Genomic DNA, 21,672 nt, shown 5'->3' on the forward strand with positions numbered 1-21,672 from the left:
AGGCGCCGCGACCGCCGGGCCGGTCCAGGTGGTCCAGGTGGGCGCCTCCCGCCCGGTTCCCGGCCCCGTCCCGTCGCCTCCGGCGTCGGTGAAGCTCCGCCTGACCGGCGTATGGCCTGACGGGAGGGGGCGCTTACCATGATCGACCCGGTGACTTGGAGGCTCGGTGTCGATCTATCTCAGCCCACAGCTGTGGTGGCGGGCAGCCATCGTCGTCTGCGCGGTGGCCGGCTTGCTGACCGGCGAGCACCGGATCATCTTCTACACCTGTCAGAGCAATCTGATCGTCCTCGGCTACTTCGCCGGCGCCGTCTACTGGATGGTGCGGCGGCAGAGCACCGAAGCCCCCGCCCCACGGCTGCGCGGCCCGGTCACCCTGTGGATTCTGATCACCTGCCTGATCTCGCACTTCGTCCTCAACCACGGGGCGAGCCCGCTGCCCGGCCTGACCGATCCTGACCCGGCAGCCGCACTGGCGAACTGGTCGCAGTTCCTCGTGCACTACGTGGTTCCGCTGATGGTGGTGGCGGACTGGATGGCGTTCGGGCCCCGCCGCCGGGTGCCCTGGCGCGATCTTCCGCTCTGGCTGCTCTTCCCGCTGGGCTACGGGGTGGTCGCGGTCTTCCGGGCGATCGTGTTCCCGGCCGCGCCGTACCGGTACCCGTATCCGTTCCTCGATCCGGGTGTGCACGGCGGCTACGGCGGGGTGACGATGCAGATGGTCATCCTGGGCGGCTATTTCGCGGTGCTGGCCGCCCTGTTGATCGGGTGGGACCGGCTCGCCGCCCGGGTGCCGCGTCCGACCAGGGCTGACGCGTTGTCCACAGGCGGTTAAAAGGTCTCGCCGCGGGCGGGTCGCCGGTCCTACGCTGACCGGCATGACTGATACGGGAACAGGGCGCCAGGGGCTCCCCGAGCGGCCGTCGCTGGACGGGCTCGAGGAGAAGTGGGCGCCGCGCTGGCAGGAGGAGGGTGCATACGCTTTCGACCGTTCCAAGGAGCGGGCGGATGTGTATGCGATCGACACACCTCCCCCGACCGTATCGGGCTCGTTGCACATCGGCCACGTCTTCTCCTACACGCACACCGACACGGTCGCGCGGTTCCAGCGGATGCGCGGCAAGACCGTCTTCTACCCGATGGGCTGGGACGACAACGGGCTGCCCACCGAGCGGCGGGTGCAGAACCTGTTCGGGGTCCGGTGTGATCCGGCGCTGCCCTACGACCCGCACTGGCAGCCACCGGCGTCGGCGCCGAAGGAGCCGATTTCGATCTCCCGGCGCAATTTCGTCGAGTTGTGCGGCCGGCTGACCGTCGAGGACGAGAAGGCGTTCGAGGCGCTGTGGCGCCGGCTGGGTCTGTCCGTCGACTGGGACCTGACCTACACGACGATCGGCGACAAGGCCCGGGCGGTCTCGCAGCGGGCGTTCCTGGCAAACCTGGCCCGGGGTGAGGCCTACACCGCGGAGGCGCCGACGTTGTGGGACGTCGGTTTCCGCACGGCGGTCGCGCAGGCCGAGCTGGAGGACCGCAAGCGGCAGGGCGCGTTCCATCTGCTGCGTTTCCACGGGCCGGCCGGCCCCGTCGAGGTCGACACGACCCGGCCCGAGTTGCTGCCGGCGTGTGTCGCGCTGGTCCATCACCCCGGTGATCCGCGGTTCGCCGGGCTGACCTCGGTGCGGACTCCGTTCTTCGACGTCGAGGTCCCGGTTCGGGAGCATCCGCTGGCCGACCCGGACAAGGGCACCGGCATCGCGATGGTCTGCACGTTCGGCGATCTGGCCGATGTCACCTGGTGGCGCGATCTCGGCCTGGAGACGCGGGTCGTGCTCGGCCGGGACGGGCGGTTCCTGCCGGATCGGCCGGCCGGGGTTCCCGCCGCGGCCTATCAGGGGTTCGCCGGGTTGACCGTCACGGCGGCCCGCCGCGAGATGGTGCGGCTGCTGCGGGAGTCCGGTGATCTGCTCGGCGAGCCGCGGCCGGTCACGCATCCGGTCAAGTTCTACGAGAAGGGCGACTCGCCGCTGGAGATCGTCACCAGCCGGCAGTGGTTCATCCGTAACGGTGGGCGCGACGCCCAGCTTCGCGAGCGCCTGCTGGCGCGCGGCCGGGAGCTGCAGTGGGTCCCGGAGAGCATGCGCCATCGGTACGAGCATTGGGTGAACGGTTTGACCGGGGACTGGCTGATCAGCCGGCAGCGGTTCTTCGGCGTGCCGATCCCGATCTGGTACCGGCTCGACGACGCTGGCGAGCCGGATTACGACCAGCTTCTCATACCGGACGATTCGACGCTGCCGGTCGACCCGTCCTCGGAGTGCCCGCCCGGGTTCACCGAGCAGCAGCGGGGCGTCCCGGGCGGCTTCACCGCCGATCCCGACGTCATGGACACGTGGGCGACGTCGTCGCTGAGCCCGCAGATCGTCACGGGCTGGAGCACCGACGACGACCTGCACCGGCGGGTCTTCCCGATGGATCTGCGGCCGCAGGGCCAGGAGATCATCCGGACCTGGTTGTTCTCCTCGGTGCTGCGCGCCGACCAGCTGGCCGACGTGCTGCCGTGGAAACGGGCCGTGCTGTCCGGCTGGATCCTCGACCCGGACCACAAGAAGATCTCCAAGTCGCAGGGGAACGACGTGGTCACCCCGATCGCCCTGCTGGAGCAGTTCGGGTCGGACGCGGTCCGTTACTGGGCGGCGGGCGGGCGGCCCGGCGCCGACCTGGCGTTCGAGCCCGCCCAGCTCAAGGTCGGGCGGCGGCTCGCGACCAAGCTGCTCAACGCGTCGAGGTTCGCGCTCGGGCTGGGCGCGGAGCAGGCGTTGCGGCAGCCGGTCACCGAGCCGCTCGACCGGGCCATGCTCGGCCGGCTGGCGCAGGTGCTGACCGACGCGACCAGCGCGTTCGAGCAATACCAGCACACCGATGCGCTGCAGGCGGCCGAGACGTTCTTCTGGACGTTCTGCGACGACTACATCGAGCTGGTCAAGGACCGGGCGTACGGGTCGGGGCCGGGCGCCGACTCGGCCCGCGCCGCGCTGGCCGCCGGGTTGTCGGTGCAGCTGCGGCTGTTCGCGCCGTTCCTGCCCTACGTCACCGAGGAGGTCTGGTCCTGGTGGCGCTATGGATCGGTGCACCAGGCCACCTGGCCGACGACGTATGAGCTGACCAGGGTCGCGCCGGAGGGAGACCCGTCGCTGCTCGATCTGGCCGGTGAGGCGCTGCGCCAGGTGCGGCGGGCCAAGTCCGACCGCAAGCTGTCCATGAAGACGGAGGTGCCGCTCGCCGAGGCGCTCGGGCCGGCGGAGGTGCTCGACCGGCTGGAGCTGATCGACGGTGATTTCCGGGCGGCCGGCCGGATCACGAAACTCGACCTGCTGCGTGACCGCACACCCGAGCTGGTTATCGCCTGTGCCTTCTGAGCTGACGTGACCTGACGCTGACCTGGCCAAACCCCGGTAGCGGGAGGGCCGGGTGGTTCACCATAGGAGGCATGTCGATCGCACCGGAGGAGGTCGAGGCTCCGGCCAGGGACGCGGTACTGTTCCGGTCCTCGCCGGCCCGGACCTTCACCGTGGTGTTCCTGGCGCTGATGGTGGCCTATGTCGCGGTGTCGCCGGTGGTCGGCTGGATAGCCGGCGACACCGGCGACCCGTGGTGGGTCGCCAGCCTCCAGGCGGTGGTCATCGGCGCCGTGGTGGCCGGCGCCTACGCGCTGTCCGCGCGGGCGGCGCTGCCCACCTGGGTGCGGGTCTCGGCCGGCGGCCTGGAGTTGGCCGCGCAGGACAGTGACCCGATCCTGCTGGACTGGGCGGACATCACCGCTGTGGTGGTCCGCCGGGACGGGCTGCGCACCGTCCTCGAAGTCGTGCCGGCCGACCTGGACAGCGTGCACCCGGTGCAGGGCCCGGACCACGGTGAGCCGACCCTGGTCGACACCCCGCGCGGCCCGGCCTTCACCGCCGACCTGACGCAGATCTGGCCGAGCCCCGCTGCGCTACGCCGCGAGCTGGACCGGCGGATGCGCGCCGCCGGCAAACCCTAGAAGCCGCCAAAAAGCCGCAAGCTGAAGCCCCAGGCGAGGCGGGAAGCCGCCAGCAAGGCGAAAGCCCGCGGGGCGGCAAGCCGCCGGCAAGGCGGGAAGCCGCCGGCAAGGCGGGAAGCCGCCGGCAAGGCGGGAAGCCGCCGGCAAGGCGGGAAGCCGCAGGCGAGGCGAAACGCCGCGGGCGGAAGGCCGCCGGCAAGCGCGGAAGGGCGCCGGCGGGCTCAGAAGTCGAAGTCTCCGCCGAAGTCGCCGCCGGTGAAGTCGCCGCCGTCGCCGAAATCGCTGCCGGGGTCGCCGAAGTCGCCGTCGTAGCCGAAGCCGGGTGAGAACAGCGCGTCGAAGATCAGCATGCCGCCCAGGACGCCGGCGCCCGCACCGAGCGCGGTCTTCCACACCGGAGTCGAATACCAGCCGGCGGGGACCGGACGGCCCTGCACCCGGCCGCCGGGGTAGTAGTACGGCGTGTCCGGTCCCGGCCGCGGGCCCGCCTTGTAGGCGTGCCCCTGCACGGTGACCTCGCGGTCCTGGGTGAGGTGACCGGTGCCCTGCGAGCCGGCGAGCTGCGGCAGCTCAGGCCCCGGGTCGATGCCCATCGCGGTGCGGGCGGCCCGCACGTACGCCAGCCCCTCGAGGGCCGACTCCCGGGCGAGCTCGAACTGCCGGACCGTGTTGGCCTGCTGAAGCTGGCCGCCGGCCGCGTTGTAACGCTCGCTCGCGTCAGCGAGCGCCTGCCGGGCCGCCGGGTCGTCGGAGTTGAGGTTCATCACCTGGCCGCCGAGCCGCTCATACCACCGCTGCGCCTCGGCCCGGGCGTCCTCGAGCTGGGTCTGCCGGCGCGCCTGCCCGCTGCGCTGTGTCGCGGCGATGACCAGCACGACCACCGCCACAATGGCCAGGATCAGCAACACGCTCGTCATGTTTTCCACGGTACCTCCGCGAGTCGTGTCCGACCTTTCTGGCAATCTGCGGTGGTGACGTTCTCGACACTGGCCGTGATTCTGGTCTGCCTGGTGGCCGGCGCCGCCCTGGGCTGGCTGGCCGCCCGGGCCCGCGCCGCCACCGACATCGCCCGGCTGGAGGCCACCCTGGCGGCGGCCCGCGACGGCGAGCAGCGGCTGGAGCAGTCGCTGCGGGCACTGTCCTATGAGGCGACCGCGCAGTCGCAGGAGGCGGTGGCCCGCGCGGTGGCGCCGCTGCACGACACGCTGCGACGCTACGAGGAGCGGGTGGCGCAGCTCGAGCACGACCGGGTGGACGCGTACGCGGAGTTGCGTGAGCAGGTGCGGGCCATGGGTGTGGTCTCCGGTGAGCTGCGGATGGAGACCCGGCAGCTGGTGGCCGCGCTGCGCGCGCCGCAGGTGCGCGGCCGGTGGGGTGAGCATCAGCTACGGCGCATCGTGGAGGCGGCCGGGTTGCTGGAGCACTGCGACTTCGCCGAGCAGGTCACCGGGTCCACCGACCAGCAGGGGGTCCGGCCCGACCTGGTGGTGCGGCTGCACGGCGGCCGCAGTGTGGTGGTCGACGCGAAGGCGCCGCTGGAGGGCTACCTGTCCGCGATGGAGGCCCGCAACGAGCCGGAACGCGACGCCAGCCTGGACCAGCACGCCCGGCACCTGCGGGCGCACGTCGACTCGCTGTCCGGCAAGCGGTACTGGACGGCGTTCGAGTCGACACCCGACTTCGTGGTGCTGTTCGTGCCGGCCGACCCGTTCCTGGACGCGGCGCTGCAGCGGGATCCGACGCTGATGGAGTACGCGTTCCGCCGCAACGTGGTGCTGGCCACCCCGGCGACGCTGATCGCGATGCTGCGGACGGTCGCCTACTCGTGGCGGCAGGAGGCGCTGACCCGCAACGCGGCCGCCGTGCACGGCCTGGCCCGGGAGCTGTACGGGCGGCTGTCCACCCTCGGCGACCACGTGGACAAGCTCGGGTCGGCGCTGGGCGGGGCGGTCACCGCGTACAACCGGGCGGTCGGCTCGCTGGAGTCACGGGTGCTGGTGAGCGCCCGCAAACTCGCCGAGATGGGGGTGGCCGACGACGAGCTGCCCCCGCCCGTACAGGTGGAGTTGACGCCCCGGCAGCCGCAGGCGCCGGAGCTCAGCTAGCCCGTGCCGCGGCCGCGGCCTTCATGTCGCGCCGCAGCTCCTGCGGCAGGGAGAAGGTGAGGCGCTCCTCGGCGGTGGTGAACTCGGTGACCTCGCCGAAGCCGCGGTCGGCGAGGTGCGCGAGCACCTCCATGACCAGCTCGTCGGGGACGCTGGCGCCGGACGAGACACCGACCGTGGTGGCGCCCTCCAGCCACTCGTCCTGGATCTCGGAGGCGTAGTCGACCAGGTGCCCGGCCCGCGCGCCGGCGCCGAGGGCGACCTCGACCAGCCGCACCGAGTTGGACGAGTTGGTCGAGCCGACCACGATCACCACGTCGCACTCCGGCGCGATCTCCTTGATCACGTGCTGCCGGTTGGAGGTGGCGTAGCAGATGTCGTCGCTCGGCGGGGACTGCAGCAGCGGCAGCCGGGTCTTGAGCCGGGCCACGGTCTCCATCGTCTCGTCGACCGACAGGGTGGTCTGCGACAGCCAGACGACCTTGGCCGGGTCGCGGACCACGACGTTGTCCACGTCGTCGGGGCCGTCGACGAGCTGGATGTGCGCGGGGGCCTCGCCGGAGGTGCCGATGACCTCCTCGTGGCCCTCGTGGCCGATCAGCAGGATGTCGTAGTCCTCCGCGGCGAAGCGGCGGGCCTCGTGGTGCACCTTCGTCACCAGCGGGCAGGTGGCGTCGATCGCCTTCAGGTTGCGCTCGCGGGCCTGGTCGTGCACCTCGGGCGCCACGCCGTGGGCGGAGAAGACCACGGTGGCGCCCTCGGGCACCTCGTAGTTCTCCTCGACGAAGATCGCCCCACGGGCTTCCAGCGTGCTCACCACGTGCTTGTTGTGCACGATCTGCTTGCGCACGTAGACCGGGGCGCCGTAGAGCTTCAGCGCCTCCTCGACGGTCTGCACGGCGCGGTCGACACCGGCGCAGTAGCCACGCGGCTTGGCGAGCAACACCCGCTTACGAGGTTCAGTCACCCGGCCATGGTACGTGGCCGGGTGCGGGGGCTGCTCGGCTGCGATCAGCGCCACAGCCGCCGGCCGATCGGTCGGTTTCACAACGAAAAGTGCAGAACGGGCGGGATACTCGGTTCATGGTGGGCGAGGACGGGCACGGCGCCGGCCTGTGGCCCTCGATCCCGGCCGTGCTGCGGGTGATGACCGGCTGGTTCTTCCTCGGCATCGGGCTGCTGAATCTGGCCGTCGAAATGGACGGTGGGCTGACCCCGGCGTACCTGATCTTCCACGTGGTGCTGGCGCTCGGCGGGATGCTGCTGCTGACCCGGCACCGCATCGCGCCGAGCCGGGCGGGATATCTGATCGCCGGGCCGGTGGCGCCGGCCGGGCTGGTGCTCAGCGCGCTGCCGGTCACGCAGCGGTGCTGCCTGGCGGCGTACCCCGAACGGCGGGGATTTCCCTATCCGTTCCTAGGCACCGGCGACGGCCCGCACGTGGACGCGAAGTACCTGATCATCGACGTGATCTTCTGGGGCTGCGCCGGGCTGCTGCTGCTGAGCGCGGTCACGCTGGTGGAGCGGCGGCTGCCGGAGCGGCGCACTCCGGTGGATCTGAGCCACTACCGCGGGCACGCCGAGCCACGCGCGTACGCCGCCACCCCGGATCGCACCGCCGAGAATGTCGGTGGGCTGACCTAATCTGGCCGGGTGACACAGCCTGACGCGGACAAGAGCCCGGCCAAGAGCAGCGCCGACGAGCCGTGGCCGGTGCGCGTGGTCAGCCAGAAGATCGGGGCCTGGATCGCGAAGCTGGGCTGGGTGTGGGTCGACGGGCAGGTGGCGCAGATCAGCCGGCGGCCGGGCTCCGGCGTGGTGTTCCTGACCCTGCGCGACCCGTCCGCCGACCTGAGCCTGACCGTCACCGCGCACCGCGACGTGCTCGACGCGGGCGCTCCCGACCTCGCCGAGGGCGCCCGGGTCACGCTGCACGCCAAGCCGGAGTTCTATCCCAACCGGGGCACGCTGAGCCTGCGCGCCGACGAGATCCGCCAGGTTGGTCTCGGTGAGCTGCTGGCCCGGCTGGAGAAACTGAAACGCCTGCTCGCCGCGGAGGGCCTGTTCGCCCGCGAGCGCAAGCGGCGGCTGCCGTTCCTGCCCGGCCGGATCGGGCTGATCACGGGCCGGGCCAGCGCCGCCGAGCGCGATGTGCTGATGAACACGCGGCGGCGCTGGCCGGCCGTGGAGTTCCGGGTGATCAACGTGCCGGTGCAGGGTCCGACCGCGGTGCCGCAGATGATCGACGCGCTCAAGGTGCTCGACAACGACGACACGATCGACGTGATCGTCATCGCGCGCGGCGGCGGCAGCGTGGAGGATCTGCTGCCGTTCTCCGACGAGGCGCTGTGCCGGGCGGTGTTCGGCGCCCGCACCCCGGTGGTGAGCGCGATCGGCCACGAGACCGACGCGCCGCTGCTCGACTACGTGGCCGACCTGCGCGCCTCCACCCCGACCGACGCCGCCAAGCGGATCGTGCCCGACCTCGCCGACGAGCTGCGCCTGATGGAGCACGCCCGGGCCCGGCTGGACCGGGCGGTGCTCGGCATGATCGACCGGGAGCGGCAGCGGATCGAGGCCTGGCGTTCCCGGCCGGTGCTGGCCCGGCCGGAGTCGCTGATCGACCAGCGGGCCGCCGAGGTGACCGCGCTGCGTGACCGGGCCGGGCGCAGCCTGGAGCACCGCGTCCGCCGCGCCGACGACGAGCTGCGGCACACGGTGGCCCGGCTGCGCGCGCTGTCGCCGGCCGCGACCCTGCAGCGGGGATATGCAATCGTGCAGCGCGCCGACGGCCACGTCGTCCGCGCCGCCGACGAGGTGGCGGCCGGTGACCTTCTTCGGATCCGGCTCGCCGACGGCGAGCTTCAGGCAACCGCGGCAGAGGAGAGGCAATGACCGACGAGAAGCTCAGCTACGAGCAGGCCCGCACCGAGCTGGCCACCGTGGTGGAGCGGCTGGAGCAGGGCGGCGGCAGCCTGGAGGAGTCGCTGGCGCTCTGGGAGCGCGGCGAGAAACTCGCCGACATCTGCCAGCGCTGGCTGGAGGGCGCCCGCGAGCGCATCGAGGCGGCCCGGGCCGCCCGCGCCGAATAGCGCAGCGACCAGCCACGCTGCCCAGCGACCGGCACAGCGCGGCGAATACCCAGCGTGGCCGGCCAGAGCACGGCGGCCAGCGTGGCCGGCCAGAGCACGGCGGCCAGCGTGGCCGGTCAGGAGAGGGCGGCGGCCAGCGTGGCCGGTCAGGAGAGGGCGGCGGCCAGCGTGGCCGGTCAGGAGAGGGCGGCGGCCAGCGTGTCCAGGTTCTTCTGGTCGGTGTTGCCGACGATGACCACGGTCCGGTTCGGCTCACTGAGGATCAGCGCGGTCTCGCCGGGCCGGCCGGAGTAACGCAGCCAGGTCCGGTCGTCGGTGCGGTAGGCGCCGATCCGCTTGCCCTCCTTGCCGACCTCGGCCGGGACCAGGGTGGCGGCCGGCACCGTGCTCTGCACCAGCAGGATCGGGTCGTCGTCCGGGTCGACGTAACCGATGCGCAGCGTCGCCCCGTCGTCCGCGCGGCGGAAGGAGGCCGACGAGACGTGCCAGTCGTCGCCCAGGCCGGTCGGCTGCGCCACGGTGAACACCTGCGACGCCTGCTGGATCGCCGAGCTCGGGTCGACCGTGATCGGCTTGTCGCCGTCGAGGACCAGCCGGTAGAAGGTCAGCATCAGCGCGATCGGCACGAGCAGCACCGCCAGCGACAGGAACATGTCACGCGGCCGGCGGGCCTCCCGTGCGGCGAGCCGGGGAGCGGCGGGTTCGGCGGCGGGGACGGGCTGCGACTGCGGGGGCGATGCGGGTTCCACCAACCCATTGTTAACCATGTCGCTGAACCGAGACTTGGCGCGGCCTCTAATGCCAGGATCGGGTAACCAACCAGCCCCGCAACGTCGCGAGGAGGCCGCCGTGCCCGCCCGAGTCCCCCAGGACCTCGACCGCAACATCGCTCTCGACCTGGTCCGTGTGACCGAAGCCGCCGCGATGGCGGCCGGCCGTTGGGTCGGCCGCGGCGACAAGAACGGCGGTGACGGCGCCGCCGTCGACGCCATGCGAAAACTCATCAACTCGATCCAGATGCGCGGCGTCGTGGTGATCGGCGAGGGTGAGAAGGACGAGGCGCCGATGCTCTTCAACGGCGAGCAGGTCGGTGACGGCACCGGCCCGGAGGTGGACGTCGCGGTCGACCCGATCGACGGCACCACGCTGATGAGCAAGGGCATGCCCGGCTCGATCGCGGTGCTGGCGGTGGCCGAGCGCGGCGCCATGTTCGACCCGAGCGCGGTCTTCTACATGGACAAGATCGCCGTCGGGCCGGACTGCGCCGACGTCGTCGACATCAACGCCGGTGTGACCGAGAACCTGCGGCGCATCGCCAAGGCGAAGCGTTCCAGCGTCTCCGACGTCACGGTGTGCATCCTGGACCGTCCGCGTCACGCCAAGCTGGTGGAGGAGGTGCGGCAGGCCGGCGCGAACATCAAGTTCATCTCGGACGGTGACATCGCCGGCGCCATCTCCGCGGCCCGCCTGGAGTCCGACGTCGACGTGCTGATGGGCATCGGCGGCACGCCCGAGGGCATCACCGCCGCGTGCGCGCTGAAATGCCTCGGCGGCATGATCCAGGCGAAGCTGTGGCCGCGCGACGACGCGGAGCGGGAGAAGGCCATCGCCGGCGGCCACGACCTGGACCGGGTGCTGACCACCGACGACCTGGTCACCGGCGACAACTGCTTCTTCGTCGCCACCGGGGTCACCTCCGGCGACCTGCTCAAGGGGGTTCGCTACCGCTCCGGCGGCGCGCACACCCAGTCGATCGTGATGCGGTCCAAGAGCGGCACGATCCGGGTGATCGACTCGTACCACCGGCTGGAGAAGCTGGCCCTTTACTCGGCTGTCGACTTCGACGGGCACCTGCCGACGGTGCCGCTCACCGATCCGGCGCACTGAGCAGTCCGCTCGCTGAGGGGGTTGCGGTGTGCCGCAATCCCCTCAGCGGCGGCGGCGGAAGAGGATGGCGGCGAGGATGCCGCCGACCAGGCCGAGCAGGTGGCCCTGCCAGGAGACCCGCGGGTCGGTGGGCAGGATGCCGTAGAGCTGGTACCAGTACAGCAGGCCGATGAAGACGGCCACGCCGAAGTTCCACCAGCTGCGCTCGACCAGGCCGCGGGTGAGCAGCAGGCCCAGATATCCGAAGATGATGCCGCTGGCGCCGACCACGACGCTGTTCGGGTCGCCGACGAACCAGACGCCGATCCCGGTCACCATCATGATCACGAAGGTGGACCAGATGGCCCGCTTGGCGCCGCCGGCCAGCACGAACGTGCCGAGCAGGATCAGCGGGACGGCGTTGCCGTAGAGGTGGTCCCACCCGGAGTGCAGGAACGGGCTGAACAGGATGCCGTCCACGCCCTCGATGCGGTGCGGGATGATGCCGCCGGCCAGGTCGAGGGTGCCGGGGCCGAGGCCCACGTCGATCGCCTCGATCACGAACAGGACCGGGATCACCGCGCACATGGTGACGAAGGCACGCCCGATCGACGAATAGAACGCGTCTGTGCCGAATCTCGCCGCGTCGTCGGTGCGCGCGGCCGGCCACCCGTAGCCCATACGGTCGATGGTGGCAGGGCGGCGCACCACCGGCCACCCGGGAGCGGGGTCAACTGAGTTTGCGGATCGCCTCACGGATCGCCGGGCGGAACGTGGAGATCTGGGTGTAGACGCCGAAGTAGCCGTCGCGGGCGCAGCCCAGCCCCCAGCTGACGATGCCGGCCTGCACCCAGCGGCCGCGCCCGTCGCGGCGCACCATCGGCCCGCCCGAGTCGCCCTGGCAGGTGTCGACGCCGTGCCGGCCGGCGCAGATCGACTCGTCGCGCACCAGTTCCACGCCGGTCTTGCGGTACGCCGCCGCACACTTGTCGTCCGGGATCGTCGGCACACTGGCGTAGTGCAGCCGGCGCTCCTGCCGCAGCGCGCTCTCCCGGGTCTGCCCCCACCCCATCACGGTGAACGTGCCGGTGTCGCCGCTGCCGTCCTCGACCAGGTCGATGGTGGGCAGGTCGAGCGGGCGGGCCAGTTTGACGACCGCCCAGTCGTCGCCGCGGGTCTCGGTGATGAAGTCCTCGGCCCGGATCACCTCGAGCGACTTCACGGTGATCGCCCGGCGGGACTTGAGGTCGGTGACGCCCGCGGTGACCGTGATCTCCTTGTTCGGGCCGGTCTCGCCGACGCAGTGCCCGGCGGTGAGCACCACCCGCGGCGCGGTCAGCGTGCCGCCGCAGCCCATGGAGAGCCGCACCACCCAGGGGAACTTGCCGGCCTCGGCGACCTTGCCGCCGACCACCTCACGGATCGGCTGGTCCCCGTCGGCGGCCCGGGCGGGCTGATACGCGGAGCCGAGCAGCATCGCGACCGCGGCGGCCAGAACAAGCGAAGCGGCATTTCGGACCATGCAGACATTTGATCACAGCAAAACGGGGCTGTGCGGCACGCCGCACAGCCCCGTCGCGAGCTGGTCAGTACCAGCCGACGTTCTGCGAGTGGTTCCAGGCTGCGCAAGGGGTGTTGTAGCGGCCCTTGATGTAGCCGAGGCCCCACTTGATCTGGGTGGCCGGGTTGGTCTTCCAGTCGTCACCGGCCGAGGCCATCTTGGTGCCCGGCAGGGCCTGCGGGATGCCGTACGCCCCGGAGCTGCGGTTGGTGGCCTTGTAGTTCCAGCCACTCTCCTTCTTCCACAGCTTGTCCAGGCACGGGAACTGGTCGAGCTTGAAGCCCTTGTCGAGCATCAGGGCACAGCCGATCTTGCGGCTGCCGCTGTACTCGTCGCAGGACTCCGGGATGTCGCCGGTGAACGGGACCGGGCCGCCGTTCTCCTCGGCCTCCTTCTCCTCGGCCTCTTCCTTGGCCTTCTTCTCCTCGGCGATGGCCTTCTTCTCCAGCGTACGGGCCTTGCCCGCGGCCGCCTTGACCTCCGCCGCGGCCTTCGAGGCGGCAGCGTCCTCCGCCTGGCTGCGATAGGCCCGGGCGGCGGCGTGGTCGGCCTGGCGTGCCTTCAGCAGCTGGATCTCGTCCGCGTTCGCCTGGACGACGAGGGCCGTCTCCGCACTCTGCTCCTGGAAGTCCTGCGTCTGCCCGACGTAGACACCGCCGACCAGACCGGCCAGGAGAAGACTGACTGACGCCGCACGGACTCCGAGCCGGCTCCAGAGCCGCTTCACGAAGAATCCCTTCGTCGGGGGCAATGACGCGGCGCATCCCCACCGTCACTTTCGGTGAAGTGCGCCGCGAGCACCCGCGACCCTCCGGTCGCCGCCTCACACCCGCAGGGGAATGGCCAGGTGCCCGCCGAACACCATGGCGCAACGTGAAGTGGATGTGAAATGCCAGCGCGGTCTTGTGACTTTAGTCACAGCATTTTTTACTTCATTTCGGCACAAAAACTCGCGCTGGCGTCATCTCACAGGGGGATCTCCTCCAGCAGGTCGGTGACCACCTCGGCGATCGGGGACCGCTCCGAACGGGTCAGCGTGACGTGGGCGAAGATCGGATGCCCCTTCAGCGCTTCGATCACCGCGGTCACACCGTCGTGCCGGCCGACCCGCAGATTGTCACGCTGCGCCACGTCGTGGGTGAGCACCACCCGCGATCCCTGGCCGATGCGCGACAGCACGGTCAGCAGCACGTTGCGTTCCAGCGACTGCGCCTCGTCGACGATCACGAACGCGTCGTGCAGGCTGCGGCCGCGGATGTGGGTCAGCGGCAGCACCTCGAGCATCCCGCGGGCCAGCACCTCCTCCACGACGTTGGCGTGCACCACCGCGCCGAGGGTGTCGAAGACCGCCTGGGCCCAGGGCGACATCTTCTCCGACTCGCTGCCGGGCAGGTAGCCGAGCTCCTGGCCGCCGACGGCGTAGAGCGGGCGGAAGACGACGACCTTCTTGTGGCGGTTGCGCTCCATGGTCGCCTCGAGGCCGGCGCAGAGCGCCAGGGCGGACTTGCCGGTGCCGGCCCGGCCGCCCAGCGAGACGATCCCGATCGACTCGTCGAGCAGCAGGTCCAGCGCGACGCGCTGCTCGGCGGAGCGGCCACGCAGGCCGAACGCGTCCCGGTCGCCGCGGACCAGCTTGATCGACTTGTCCGGGTTGACCCGGGCCAGCGCCGAGCCGCGCGACGAGTGGATCACCAGGCCGGTGTGGCAGGGCAGCGTCTCGGCCTCCTCGACCTCCAGCTCCTCACCGGAGTAGAGACCGACCACCTGCTCCTCGGACAGCTGCAGGTCGGCCATGCCGGTCCAGGTGGGGTCGCTGGCCTGGCCGTGCCGGTACTCGTCGGCGGTCAGGCCGACCGAGGCGGCCTTGACCCGCAGCGGCATGTCCTTGCTGACCAGCGTGACGTCGCGGCCCTCCGCGGCGAGCCCGAGCGCCACCGACAGGATGCGGGTGTCGTTCGAGTCGTTGCGGAAACCGTGCGGCAGCGCGCTCTGGTCGGCGTGGTTGAGCTCGACACGCAGCGTGCCGCCCTCGTCGTTGCAGAGCACCGGCTGGTCGAGGCGGCCGTGCTTGATCCGCAACTCGTCCAGCATGCGCAGGGACTGGCGTGCGAACCAGCCGAGTTCGGGGTGGTGACGTTTGCCCTCCAGTTCGGAGATGACCACGAGGGGGATGACCACCTCGTGGTCGGTGAACCGGCGGAAAGCCGCCGGGTCGGACAGCAGGACCGAAGTGTCCAGAACAAAAACCCGCCCGGCGGGGGCGGGTTCTGCGTCAGCGTGCCGGTCTCGGGCCTTACGGCGACCCGTGCCGGGACGGCTGCTGGAGACTGCGTCGGCCGGGTTCGAGGGGGTCCCGGCATCGGTACGGCGAGATGTCACAGGCCTGCTCCAGCGGGCGTGCAACCCGGTCCGCCCGCGGTCCGCCACCTCCGGCCGCCGGCACATGCACAGGGTCGGATTGCGGGCCCTGTGGCGCAAGTTGTCGCAGGTCCGGGCCGGCCGGCTGGCTCGGGATGACCCCGTGCCATGCCTCAAACGCTAGCGGTCAACTGCGTCCTGCGGTAGAGCGCAAAATCGGGCACGCAGGGGTGACGCTCGCCGCACGCGAAATCGCACGGCATGAAAGACGACCATCCGCGGGTAATCTGACTGCGTGGCAGAGACGACGCGTCCGACACATCCGCTGACCACCGACGAGGCGTGGGCATTCACCGCCGAGCGCGCATCCGCGACGACGTTCTTCTTCGATTTCGACGGTGTTCTCTCGCCCGTCACCGACGACCCCGACGCCTCGCAGCCGGTGCCGGCCGTGCCCGGCGTGCTGGAGCAGCTGGCGTCGGTCGTGTCCCGGGTGGCGATCGTCTCGGCCCGGCCGGTGAGCTTCCTGCGGTCGCGCTTCGCGACCCTCGAGCACGTCGATCTGTACGGGTTGTACGGGCTGGAGGTGTGGCACGACGGGGAGGTGGTCACCGAGCCGGCCGCGCTGGAGTTCGTGCCCACGATGGCCGAGCTGGCCGACCGTGCCCGTGCCGAGCTGCCCGGCGAGATCCTGGTGGAGTTCAAGCGGCTGTCGGTGGCCCTGCACTACCGGGTCGCCCCGGAGCTGGCCGAGACGGTCGAGCGCTGGGCGCACGAGCAGGCCGAGAAGCTCGGGCTGCGGATCCAGCGGGGCCGCATGGTGGCCGAGCTGAAGCCGCCGGTCGACCAGGACAAGGGCATGGTCATCACCGAGGGCGTCCGCAAGGCGGGCTGCGCGTGGTATTTCGGGGATGACATGTCCGACATCAAGGCGTTCGACGCGCTGCGTGCCCGGGAGGCGGTGGACCCGGCGTTCTTCGGCATGGCCGTCGCCGTGGCCAACCCGGAGACCGGCGCCGAGGTGTCCAGCGCGGCCGACCTGACCCTGGAGTCGCCGGACGCGGTGGCCGCCTTCCTCACCGACGGCCTGCGCCGCTTCTGACCCCGCACCGGGTGAAGTCCGGGCGCGCAGCGCGCCCGGACTTCGCGCAGTGAGGCTGTGCTTGAGCCCGGCGGTCGCGCTGGGGCCGGGACGGCAGGCCTGCCTCGCGGGGTGGGCACGGCACCCCGTAACTGCTCCTGGGCGCCCGCTGACGCGTACGGAAAAGGAGAATCTAGGCGCCGTAACGGCGCTGCCTGCCGGCGTAGGAGCGCAGCGCGCGCAGGAAGTCGATGCGCCGGAAGTCCGGCCAGTTGGCATCGTGGAAGTAGAACTCCGAGTGCGCCGACTGCCAGAGCAGGAACCCGGACAGCCGCTGCTCGCCGCTGGTGCGGATGACCAGGTCGGGGTCGGGCTGCCCGCGGGTGTAGAGGTGCTCGGCGATGTGCTCGACGTCGAGGATCTCGGCGAGTTCCTCCAGGGTGCCGCCGGAGGCGGCGTGTTCGTAGAGCAGCGAGCGGACCGCGTCGGCGATCTCGCGCCGCCCGCCGTAGCCGACCGCCATGTTGACCTCGACGCCGCCGCTGCGTTCGCGGGTGCGCTCCTGGGCGGCCTTGAGCGTCGCCGCGGTGCCGGCGGGCAGCAGGTCGAGCGCGCCGACCATGCGCAGCCGCCACGGGTTGCCGTCCTCGGCCAGCTCGGTGGCGAGATCCTCAATGATCTTGACGAGCGGGTCCAGCTCGGCGGCCGGCCGGCGCAGGTTGTCGGTGGCCAGCAGGTAGAGCGTGACGTGCTCGATGCCGGCCTGATCGCACCAGGTCAGCAGCTCCTTGACGCGGGTGGCGCCGACGCGGTGGCCGTCGTTGGGGTCGACGAAGCCCATCTCGCGGGCCCAGCGCCGGTTGCCGTCGCACATCACGCCGATGTGCTGGGGCACGGGCTTGCCGGCCAGCTTGCCGGCCAGCCGCCGCTCGTAAAAGGAATAGACCAGGGAACGCAGACTCATCACCGCAAAGCGTAACCACCCCGGCCGCACGATCACGCGGGGACGGTACGCCATGGGGCCAACCTCGCCGCGATGCGCCCGATCGTGCGAGCGTCCAGCAACCCGTCCGCGAGTCCCAGCTCCACCATCCGGGCGAAGACCCCGGCGTCGGCGGCGGCCGCGGCCACGGCCGCGTCGGCGACCCGCGGCCAGGTGGTGAGCCGGGCGGCGGCCGCGGAGTGCCGCAGATGCCGGCCGAGCCGGCGGCGCAGCGCGTCACGGTACCGCCGCGCCACCTCGTGCGGACCGCGGGCGGCTTCCGCGCCGGCCAGCGCGCCGGAGAGCACGGCGTAGAAGATGCCCTCGCCGGTGCACGGGTTGATCAGGGAAAGAGCGTCGCCGGCGAGCAGCACGCGGCCTCGGCCGGGCGCCGGCCGGTGGGTGGACAACGGCAGGTGGTGCCCGCGCACGGCGGCGAGCTCGCCGCCGGGCAGCAGCTCGGCCAGCCGGCCCAGCAGGTACGAACGGGACAGCGCCGTCCCGCGCAGCAGTTCCCCGTAGCCGACGTTGGCGGTGCCGTCGCCGAGCGGGAACTCCCAGGCGTACGCGGGCCAGCGCTGCCGCGTGGTCACCACGACCTGCTCGCCGGTGTTGCCGGTCGGCCGGTAACCGCGGATGGCGATCGCCAGATGCCCGGCCGGGTTGACCGCCGCGCCGATCGAGCGCCGCACCACCGACCCGGCCCCGTCGGCGCCGATCACCACGTGCGCCCGGAACGTCCCGTCGATCACGACGGTGTCCCGCTCCTCGAGCTGCCGCACGGTGTGCCGGCGCAGCACCGCGCCGGCGGCGACCGCGGCGCGCACCAGCCGTTCGTCGAAGATCCGCCGCGGCACGGTGTAGGCGGGCCGCGGCAGCTCCCGAGCCGCAGCGGTGCCGCCGGGCGCCACCAGCCGCAGCCGGCCAATCGGCGCAAATCCGCTGGTGGCGTCGGCGACGCCGAGGCCGGTCAGGACGTCGACCGCCTCGGCCGCGATGCCGTCACCGCAGGTCTTGTCGCGCGGGAAGTCCGCGCGGTCCAGCAGCAGGACGCGGGCGCCGGCCCGGCGGGCGGCGATCGCCGCTGCCGAGCCGGCCGGTCCCGCGCCGATCACCGCCACGTCGTAGGCATCGATCCCCATCAGGGGATCGTGCCCTATCAGGCCTTCTCGAGGCGCGCGCGCAACGCGTCGAGTTCCGCCCACAGCTGTGCGGGCAGCTTGTCGCCGAACTTCTCGAACCATTCGGTGACCTGCGGGATCTCCGCGAGCCACTCCTCGGTGTCGACCTTCAGCACGGCCTGGAGGTCGGCCGGGTCGAGGTCGAGGCCGGTCAGGTCCAGCGCGTCCGCGGTGGGCACGTGACCGATCGGGGTCTCGACCGCGTCGGCCTTGCCGTCGAGCCGCTCGACGATCCACTTGAGAACCCGGCTGTTCTCGCCGAAGCCCGGCCAGAGGAACCGGCCGTCGTCGCCGCGGCGGAACCAGTTGACGTAGAAGACCTTGGGCAGCTTGTCGGCGTCGCCCGAGGCGCCCTTCGCCATGTCGATCCAGTGCTGGAAGTAGTCGCCGGCGTGGTAGCCGATGAACGGCAGCATCGCCATCGGGTCGCGGCGCACCACGCCGACCTGGCCGACCGCGGCGGCGGTGGTCTCACTGGACAGGGTGGCGCCGAGGTAGACCCCGTGCACCCAGTCGCGAGCCTCGCTGACCAGCGGGACCGTGGTCTTGCGGCGGCCGCCGAACAGGATCGCGTCGATCGGGACGCCGCGCGGGTCGTGGTACTCGGCGGCGAGGATCGGGCACTGCTCGATCGGGGTGCAGAACCGGCTGTTCGGGTGGCTCGACGGCGCCTCGGAGTCCGGGGTCCAGTCGTTGCCCTTCCAGTCGGTGAGGTGCGCGGGCGGCTCGCCCATGCCCTCCCACCAGATGTCGCCCTCGTCGGTGAGGGCCACGTTGGTGAAGACCGAGTTGCCCTTGGCCAGGGTGCGCATGGCGTTCGGGTTGGTGTGGAAGTCGGTGCCGGGCGCGACGCCGAAGAGCCCGAACTCGGGGTTGGTCGCCCAGAGCCGGCCGTCCTCACCGAAGCGCATCCAGGCGATGTCGTCGCCGACGGTCTCGACCTTCCAGCCCGGCAGGGTCGGCTCCAGCATGGCGAGGTTGGTCTTGCCGCAGGCCGACGGGAAGGCGCCGGCGATGTAGCGGACCTGGCCCTCCGGCGAGGTCAGCTTCATGATCAGCATGTGCTCGGCGAGCCAGCCCTCGTCGCGGGCGGCCACGCTGGCGATACGCAGCGCGTAGCACTTCTTGCCGAGCAGCGAGTTGCCGCCGTAACCGGAGCCGAACGACCAGATCTCGCGGGTCTCCGGGAAGTGCGAGATGTACTTCGTCTCGTTGCACGGCCACGCGACGTCCTGCTGTCCCGGCTCGAGCGGCGCGCCGATCGAGTGCAGGCACGGCACGAAGTCGGCGTCGTCCCCCATGGCCTCCAGGACCCCGGCCCCCATCCGGGTCATGATGCGCATGCTGGCCACGACGTACGGGCTGTCGGTGAGCTCGACGCCGAACATGGGTTTCGGCGCGTCGAGCGGGCCCATGACGAACGGGACGACGTACATCGTCCGGCCCTTCATGCAGCCCCGGTAGAGCCCGGTCATCAGCTGCTTCATCTCGGCCGGCGCCATCCAGTTGTTGGTGGGCCCGGCGTCGGCCTCGTCGACCGAGCAGATGAAGGTGCGTTCCTCGACGCGCGCCACGTCCGACGGGTCGGTACGCGCCCAGAACGAGTTGGGTTTCTTCTCCGGGTCGAGACGGACCAGCGCGCCGGACTCGACGAGTTCGTCGGTGAGGCGGGTCCACTCGGCCTCCGAACCGTCGCACCAGACGATCCGGTCGGGCGTTGTCAGGGCGGCGACCTCGTCGATCCACGCCAGCAGGCGGGAGTGCGAGGTAGGGGGCTGAGACAAGGTGAAGCTCCTTCGGTCGGCACTGACCTATGACGAAGCTGCCGGGGAGTCCGGCTTCGGTCATGGGAGTTACGTCAGCGTAAGCCCGAAGGTGCGTTGAGTTCATCGGTAAGACCTGTGGACAACCGCACAATCTATGGCCACTTTGCGCGCAGACGATCGATTCTTCGCCACTTGGCGCACCTGCGCGCAGTCCCGCCATAAATCGGCCGTGCCACACCAGCCACGTGACAACTTTCGCAAAAAGGACTTAAAGCCGTAGACTTTCACCTAATCGGGCTTTCCTCGCAGTTCCTGCCACAGGAGGCGGAATGGACTCGGACACCGACCTGCTGGCCGCCGTCCGGGCCGGCGACACGGCCGCGTACGGGACGCTCTACGAGCGCCACCACGCGGCCGCGCGCCAGTTCGCGTACGGATTGAGCCGCGATCCCGCCGACGTCGACGATCTGGTCGCCGAGACGTTCGCCAAGGTCTTCGCCACCCTGCGCGCCGGGCGGGGGCCGCTGGTCGCCTTCCGGGCGTACCTGCACACCACCATGCGGCACGTCTGCTACCACCGGGCCCGGCGCGACCGCCGGCTGGAGTTCACCGACGACCTGACCCGCTACGACCCGGGCGAGCCCTTCACCGACCCGGCCCTGGACCGGCTGGAGCGCAGTTTCGCCGCGGCCGCGTTTCGGCAGCTCCCGCCGCGCTGGCGCGACGTGCTCTGGCAGACCGAGGTGGAGGGCAGCACCCCGGCCGAGCTGGCCCCGCGGATGGGACTGACCCCCAACGCGGTGGCGGTCCTGGCCCACCGCGCCCGCGAAGGGCTGCGCAGTCTCTATCTCCAGCAGCACGTGACCGCGGCCGATCACCCGGAGTGCCGCTGGGCCGGTGAGCATCTGGGCGGCCAGGTGCGCGGCCGGCTCGCCGCGCGCGACGCCCACCGCATGCGCAGCCATCTGTCCTGGTGCGAGGAGTGCCGGGGACGGCTCGCGGAGATCCAGGAAATCGACGGTTTCCGCCACGGACCGTATCGGCAGCGTCACCATGCCGAGACCTCCGGTTAAGACTCGGCAGCGAAGACGGCGACACGTGACCCCCACCGGTACCCTCGGACGCGTGCCTCAGAACCCCCCGCAGCCCGCCACCGGCCTGCGTACGCGGCTCCTGGGACTGGCCCGTGAACTGGGCAAGTTCGGCACCGTCGGGAGTATCGCCTTCGCCGTCGATTTGGTGATCTTCAATATCCTGCTGAACTCCGGCAGCGAGACCCTGACCGCCAAGGTCATCTCCACGGTGATCGCGACAACCCTCGCGTTCTTCGGCAACCGCTTCTGGACCTGGCGGCACGGCGACCACACCCACATGGCCCGGCAGTACACGACGTTCTTCGTGCTCAACGCGATCGGCCTGGGCATCGCCCTGATCTGCCTGGCGATCAGCCACTACGGCCTCGGGCAGATCTGGCCCGCGCTGCAGAGCCCGGTCGCCGACAACATCTCGGGGCAGCTGGTCGGCACCGCGTTCGGCACTCTGTTCCGTTTCTGGTCGTACCGCCGGTTCGTCTTCCGGGTCGGCGCCGAGCCACGTGTGCCCTCGCCCTCATCCGCCGCTCAGTGACTCGGCGTAACCGTC

At 71.1% G+C, this 21,672-nt stretch carries 21 protein-coding genes; 11 read left to right on the plus strand and 10 right to left on the minus strand.

Going from position 1 to position 21,672, the window contains the following annotated elements; translation table 11 throughout:
- The first annotated feature begins 166 nt into the window (after positions 1-166).
- From AB0F81_RS15045 to AB0F81_RS15055, 3 genes are all read left to right on the plus strand, one after another.
- Positions 167-835 carry a Pr6Pr family membrane protein gene (locus tag AB0F81_RS15045; protein ID WP_360196710.1) on the plus strand — a complete coding sequence of 223 codons (669 nt, stop codon included), beginning with the start codon at positions 167-169 and terminating at the stop codon, positions 833-835.
- Between the two features lie 43 nt (positions 836-878).
- A complete protein-coding gene (gene valS / locus AB0F81_RS15050; protein ID WP_360196713.1) occupies positions 879-3,416 on the plus strand; it encodes a valine--tRNA ligase in 2,538 nt (845 codons plus the stop codon).
- Positions 3,417-3,487: 71 nt separating this feature from the next.
- Complete coding sequence (locus AB0F81_RS15055) at positions 3,488-4,039, plus strand: hypothetical protein (protein ID WP_360196715.1); 552 nt, start codon at positions 3,488-3,490, stop codon at positions 4,037-4,039.
- Positions 4,040-4,260: 221 nt separating this feature from the next.
- Here AB0F81_RS15055 and AB0F81_RS15060 read toward each other — a convergent pair whose 3' ends face one another.
- On the minus strand, positions 4,261-4,956 hold the full coding sequence (locus tag AB0F81_RS15060; RefSeq protein WP_360196718.1) for a hypothetical protein: 696 nt from the start codon (positions 4,954-4,956) through the stop codon (positions 4,261-4,263).
- Between the two features lie 54 nt (positions 4,957-5,010).
- Here AB0F81_RS15060 and AB0F81_RS15065 point away from each other — a divergent pair, with 54 nt between their 5' ends.
- On the plus strand, positions 5,011-6,144 hold the full coding sequence (locus tag AB0F81_RS15065; protein WP_360196721.1) for a DNA recombination protein RmuC: 1,134 nt from the start codon (positions 5,011-5,013) through the stop codon (positions 6,142-6,144).
- Here the strand turns inward: AB0F81_RS15065 and AB0F81_RS15070 are convergent.
- On the minus strand, positions 6,137-7,111 hold the full coding sequence (locus AB0F81_RS15070) for a 4-hydroxy-3-methylbut-2-enyl diphosphate reductase (RefSeq protein ID WP_360196724.1): 975 nt from the start codon (positions 7,109-7,111) through the stop codon (positions 6,137-6,139). The two genes, AB0F81_RS15065 and AB0F81_RS15070, sit on opposite strands and share 8 nt — an antisense overlap.
- A gap of 116 nt (positions 7,112-7,227) precedes the next feature.
- Here AB0F81_RS15070 and AB0F81_RS15075 point away from each other — a divergent pair, with 116 nt between their 5' ends.
- From AB0F81_RS15075 to AB0F81_RS15085, 3 genes are read left to right on the plus strand one after another with little or no spacing between them, the layout of a single operon-like run.
- Positions 7,228-7,788 (plus strand): hypothetical protein, encoded by a 561-nt coding sequence (locus tag AB0F81_RS15075; protein WP_360196727.1) that lies wholly within the window; start codon positions 7,228-7,230, stop codon positions 7,786-7,788.
- A gap of 9 nt (positions 7,789-7,797) precedes the next feature.
- Positions 7,798-9,039, plus strand: coding sequence for an exodeoxyribonuclease VII large subunit (gene xseA / locus AB0F81_RS15080; protein WP_360196730.1), 1,242 nt, complete (start codon positions 7,798-7,800; stop codon positions 9,037-9,039).
- Positions 9,036-9,236, plus strand: coding sequence for an exodeoxyribonuclease VII small subunit (locus tag AB0F81_RS15085; protein WP_360196733.1), 201 nt, complete (start codon positions 9,036-9,038; stop codon positions 9,234-9,236). The genes xseA and AB0F81_RS15085 overlap by 4 nt, the downstream gene beginning before the upstream one ends.
- Before the next feature lie 176 nt (positions 9,237-9,412).
- On the opposite strand, the gene AB0F81_RS15090 is transcribed toward AB0F81_RS15085, so the two are convergent.
- Positions 9,413-9,985, minus strand: coding sequence for a DUF4245 domain-containing protein (locus tag AB0F81_RS15090; RefSeq protein WP_360196736.1), 573 nt, complete (start codon positions 9,983-9,985; stop codon positions 9,413-9,415).
- Between the two features lie 100 nt (positions 9,986-10,085).
- Here AB0F81_RS15090 and glpX point away from each other — a divergent pair, with 100 nt between their 5' ends.
- Positions 10,086-11,123: a class II fructose-bisphosphatase gene (gene glpX, locus AB0F81_RS15095; RefSeq protein WP_360196739.1), complete on the plus strand. Its 1,038-nt coding sequence runs from the start codon at positions 10,086-10,088 to the stop codon at positions 11,121-11,123.
- A 42-nt stretch (positions 11,124-11,165) separates the two neighbouring features.
- Here the strand turns inward: glpX and AB0F81_RS15100 are convergent, their stop codons facing one another.
- The 4 genes from AB0F81_RS15100 to AB0F81_RS15115 form a co-directional block, all read right to left on the minus strand.
- Positions 11,166-11,783, minus strand: a complete 618-nt coding sequence (locus AB0F81_RS15100) for a rhomboid family intramembrane serine protease (protein WP_360196742.1) — start codon at positions 11,781-11,783, stop codon at positions 11,166-11,168.
- Between the two features lie 49 nt (positions 11,784-11,832).
- Entirely contained in the window at positions 11,833-12,624 is a 792-nt protein-coding gene (locus tag AB0F81_RS15105; RefSeq protein ID WP_360196745.1) for a serine protease, read from the minus strand.
- A gap of 64 nt (positions 12,625-12,688) precedes the next feature.
- Positions 12,689-13,390, minus strand: a complete 702-nt coding sequence (locus tag AB0F81_RS15110; protein WP_360196748.1) for a transglycosylase SLT domain-containing protein — start codon at positions 13,388-13,390, stop codon at positions 12,689-12,691.
- 239 nt (positions 13,391-13,629) lie between these two features.
- A complete protein-coding gene (locus AB0F81_RS15115) occupies positions 13,630-15,042 on the minus strand; it encodes a PhoH family protein (protein WP_360196751.1) in 1,413 nt (470 codons plus the stop codon).
- Positions 15,043-15,316: 274 nt separating this feature from the next.
- On the opposite strand from AB0F81_RS15115, the gene otsB reads away from it, so the two are divergent.
- Positions 15,317-16,123, plus strand: coding sequence for a trehalose-phosphatase (gene otsB / locus AB0F81_RS15120; RefSeq protein WP_360196753.1), 807 nt, complete (start codon positions 15,317-15,319; stop codon positions 16,121-16,123).
- A 172-nt stretch (positions 16,124-16,295) separates the two neighbouring features.
- On the opposite strand, the gene AB0F81_RS15125 is transcribed toward otsB, so the two are convergent.
- From AB0F81_RS15125 to AB0F81_RS15135, 3 genes are read right to left on the minus strand one after another with little or no spacing between them, the layout of a single operon-like run.
- A complete protein-coding gene (locus tag AB0F81_RS15125) occupies positions 16,296-17,066 on the minus strand; it encodes an isoprenyl transferase (RefSeq protein ID WP_360196756.1) in 771 nt (256 codons plus the stop codon).
- A 32-nt stretch (positions 17,067-17,098) separates the two neighbouring features.
- Positions 17,099-18,226 (minus strand): geranylgeranyl reductase family protein, encoded by a 1,128-nt coding sequence (locus tag AB0F81_RS15130; RefSeq protein WP_360196759.1) that lies wholly within the window; start codon positions 18,224-18,226, stop codon positions 17,099-17,101.
- 17 nt (positions 18,227-18,243) lie between these two features.
- Positions 18,244-20,049, minus strand: a complete 1,806-nt coding sequence (locus tag AB0F81_RS15135) for a phosphoenolpyruvate carboxykinase (GTP) (protein WP_360196762.1) — start codon at positions 20,047-20,049, stop codon at positions 18,244-18,246.
- A gap of 311 nt (positions 20,050-20,360) precedes the next feature.
- On the opposite strand from AB0F81_RS15135, the gene AB0F81_RS15140 reads away from it, so the two are divergent.
- Together AB0F81_RS15140 and AB0F81_RS15145 are read left to right on the plus strand one after the other, a co-directional pair.
- Positions 20,361-21,104, plus strand: coding sequence for a sigma-70 family RNA polymerase sigma factor (locus AB0F81_RS15140; RefSeq protein WP_360196765.1), 744 nt, complete (start codon positions 20,361-20,363; stop codon positions 21,102-21,104).
- 52 nt (positions 21,105-21,156) lie between these two features.
- Positions 21,157-21,657: a GtrA family protein gene (locus AB0F81_RS15145; protein WP_360196768.1), complete on the plus strand. Its 501-nt coding sequence runs from the start codon at positions 21,157-21,159 to the stop codon at positions 21,655-21,657.
- Positions 21,658-21,672: the final 15 nt, after the last annotated feature.

The sequence above is a fragment of the Actinoplanes sp. NPDC024001 genome (assembly GCF_040638955.1).
GTDB lineage: Bacteria > Actinomycetota > Actinomycetes > Mycobacteriales > Micromonosporaceae > Actinoplanes.

Excerpts from the sequence above, each read along its gene's own strand:
- valS (WP_360196713.1), top strand. The coding sequence starts at position 879 with ATGACTGATACGGGAACAGGGCGCCAGGGGCTCCCCGAGCGGCCGTCG.
- AB0F81_RS15055 (WP_360196715.1), top strand. The coding sequence starts at position 3,488 with ATGTCGATCGCACCGGAGGAGGTCGAGGCTCCGGCCAGGGACGCGGTA.
- AB0F81_RS15060 (WP_360196718.1), bottom strand. The coding sequence starts at position 4,956 with ATGACGAGCGTGTTGCTGATCCTGGCCATTGTGGCGGTGGTCGTGCTG.
- AB0F81_RS15075 (WP_360196727.1), top strand. The coding sequence starts at position 7,228 with ATGGTGGGCGAGGACGGGCACGGCGCCGGCCTGTGGCCCTCGATCCCG.
- AB0F81_RS15085 (WP_360196733.1), top strand. The coding sequence starts at position 9,036 with ATGACCGACGAGAAGCTCAGCTACGAGCAGGCCCGCACCGAGCTGGCC.
- AB0F81_RS15100 (WP_360196742.1), bottom strand. The coding sequence starts at position 11,783 with ATGGGCTACGGGTGGCCGGCCGCGCGCACCGACGACGCGGCGAGATTC.
- AB0F81_RS15105 (WP_360196745.1), bottom strand. The coding sequence starts at position 12,624 with ATGGTCCGAAATGCCGCTTCGCTTGTTCTGGCCGCCGCGGTCGCGATG.
- AB0F81_RS15125 (WP_360196756.1), bottom strand. The coding sequence starts at position 17,066 with ATGAGTCTGCGTTCCCTGGTCTATTCCTTTTACGAGCGGCGGCTGGCC.
- AB0F81_RS15130 (WP_360196759.1), bottom strand. The coding sequence starts at position 18,226 with ATGGGGATCGATGCCTACGACGTGGCGGTGATCGGCGCGGGACCGGCC.
- AB0F81_RS15140 (WP_360196765.1), top strand. The coding sequence starts at position 20,361 with ATGGACTCGGACACCGACCTGCTGGCCGCCGTCCGGGCCGGCGACACG.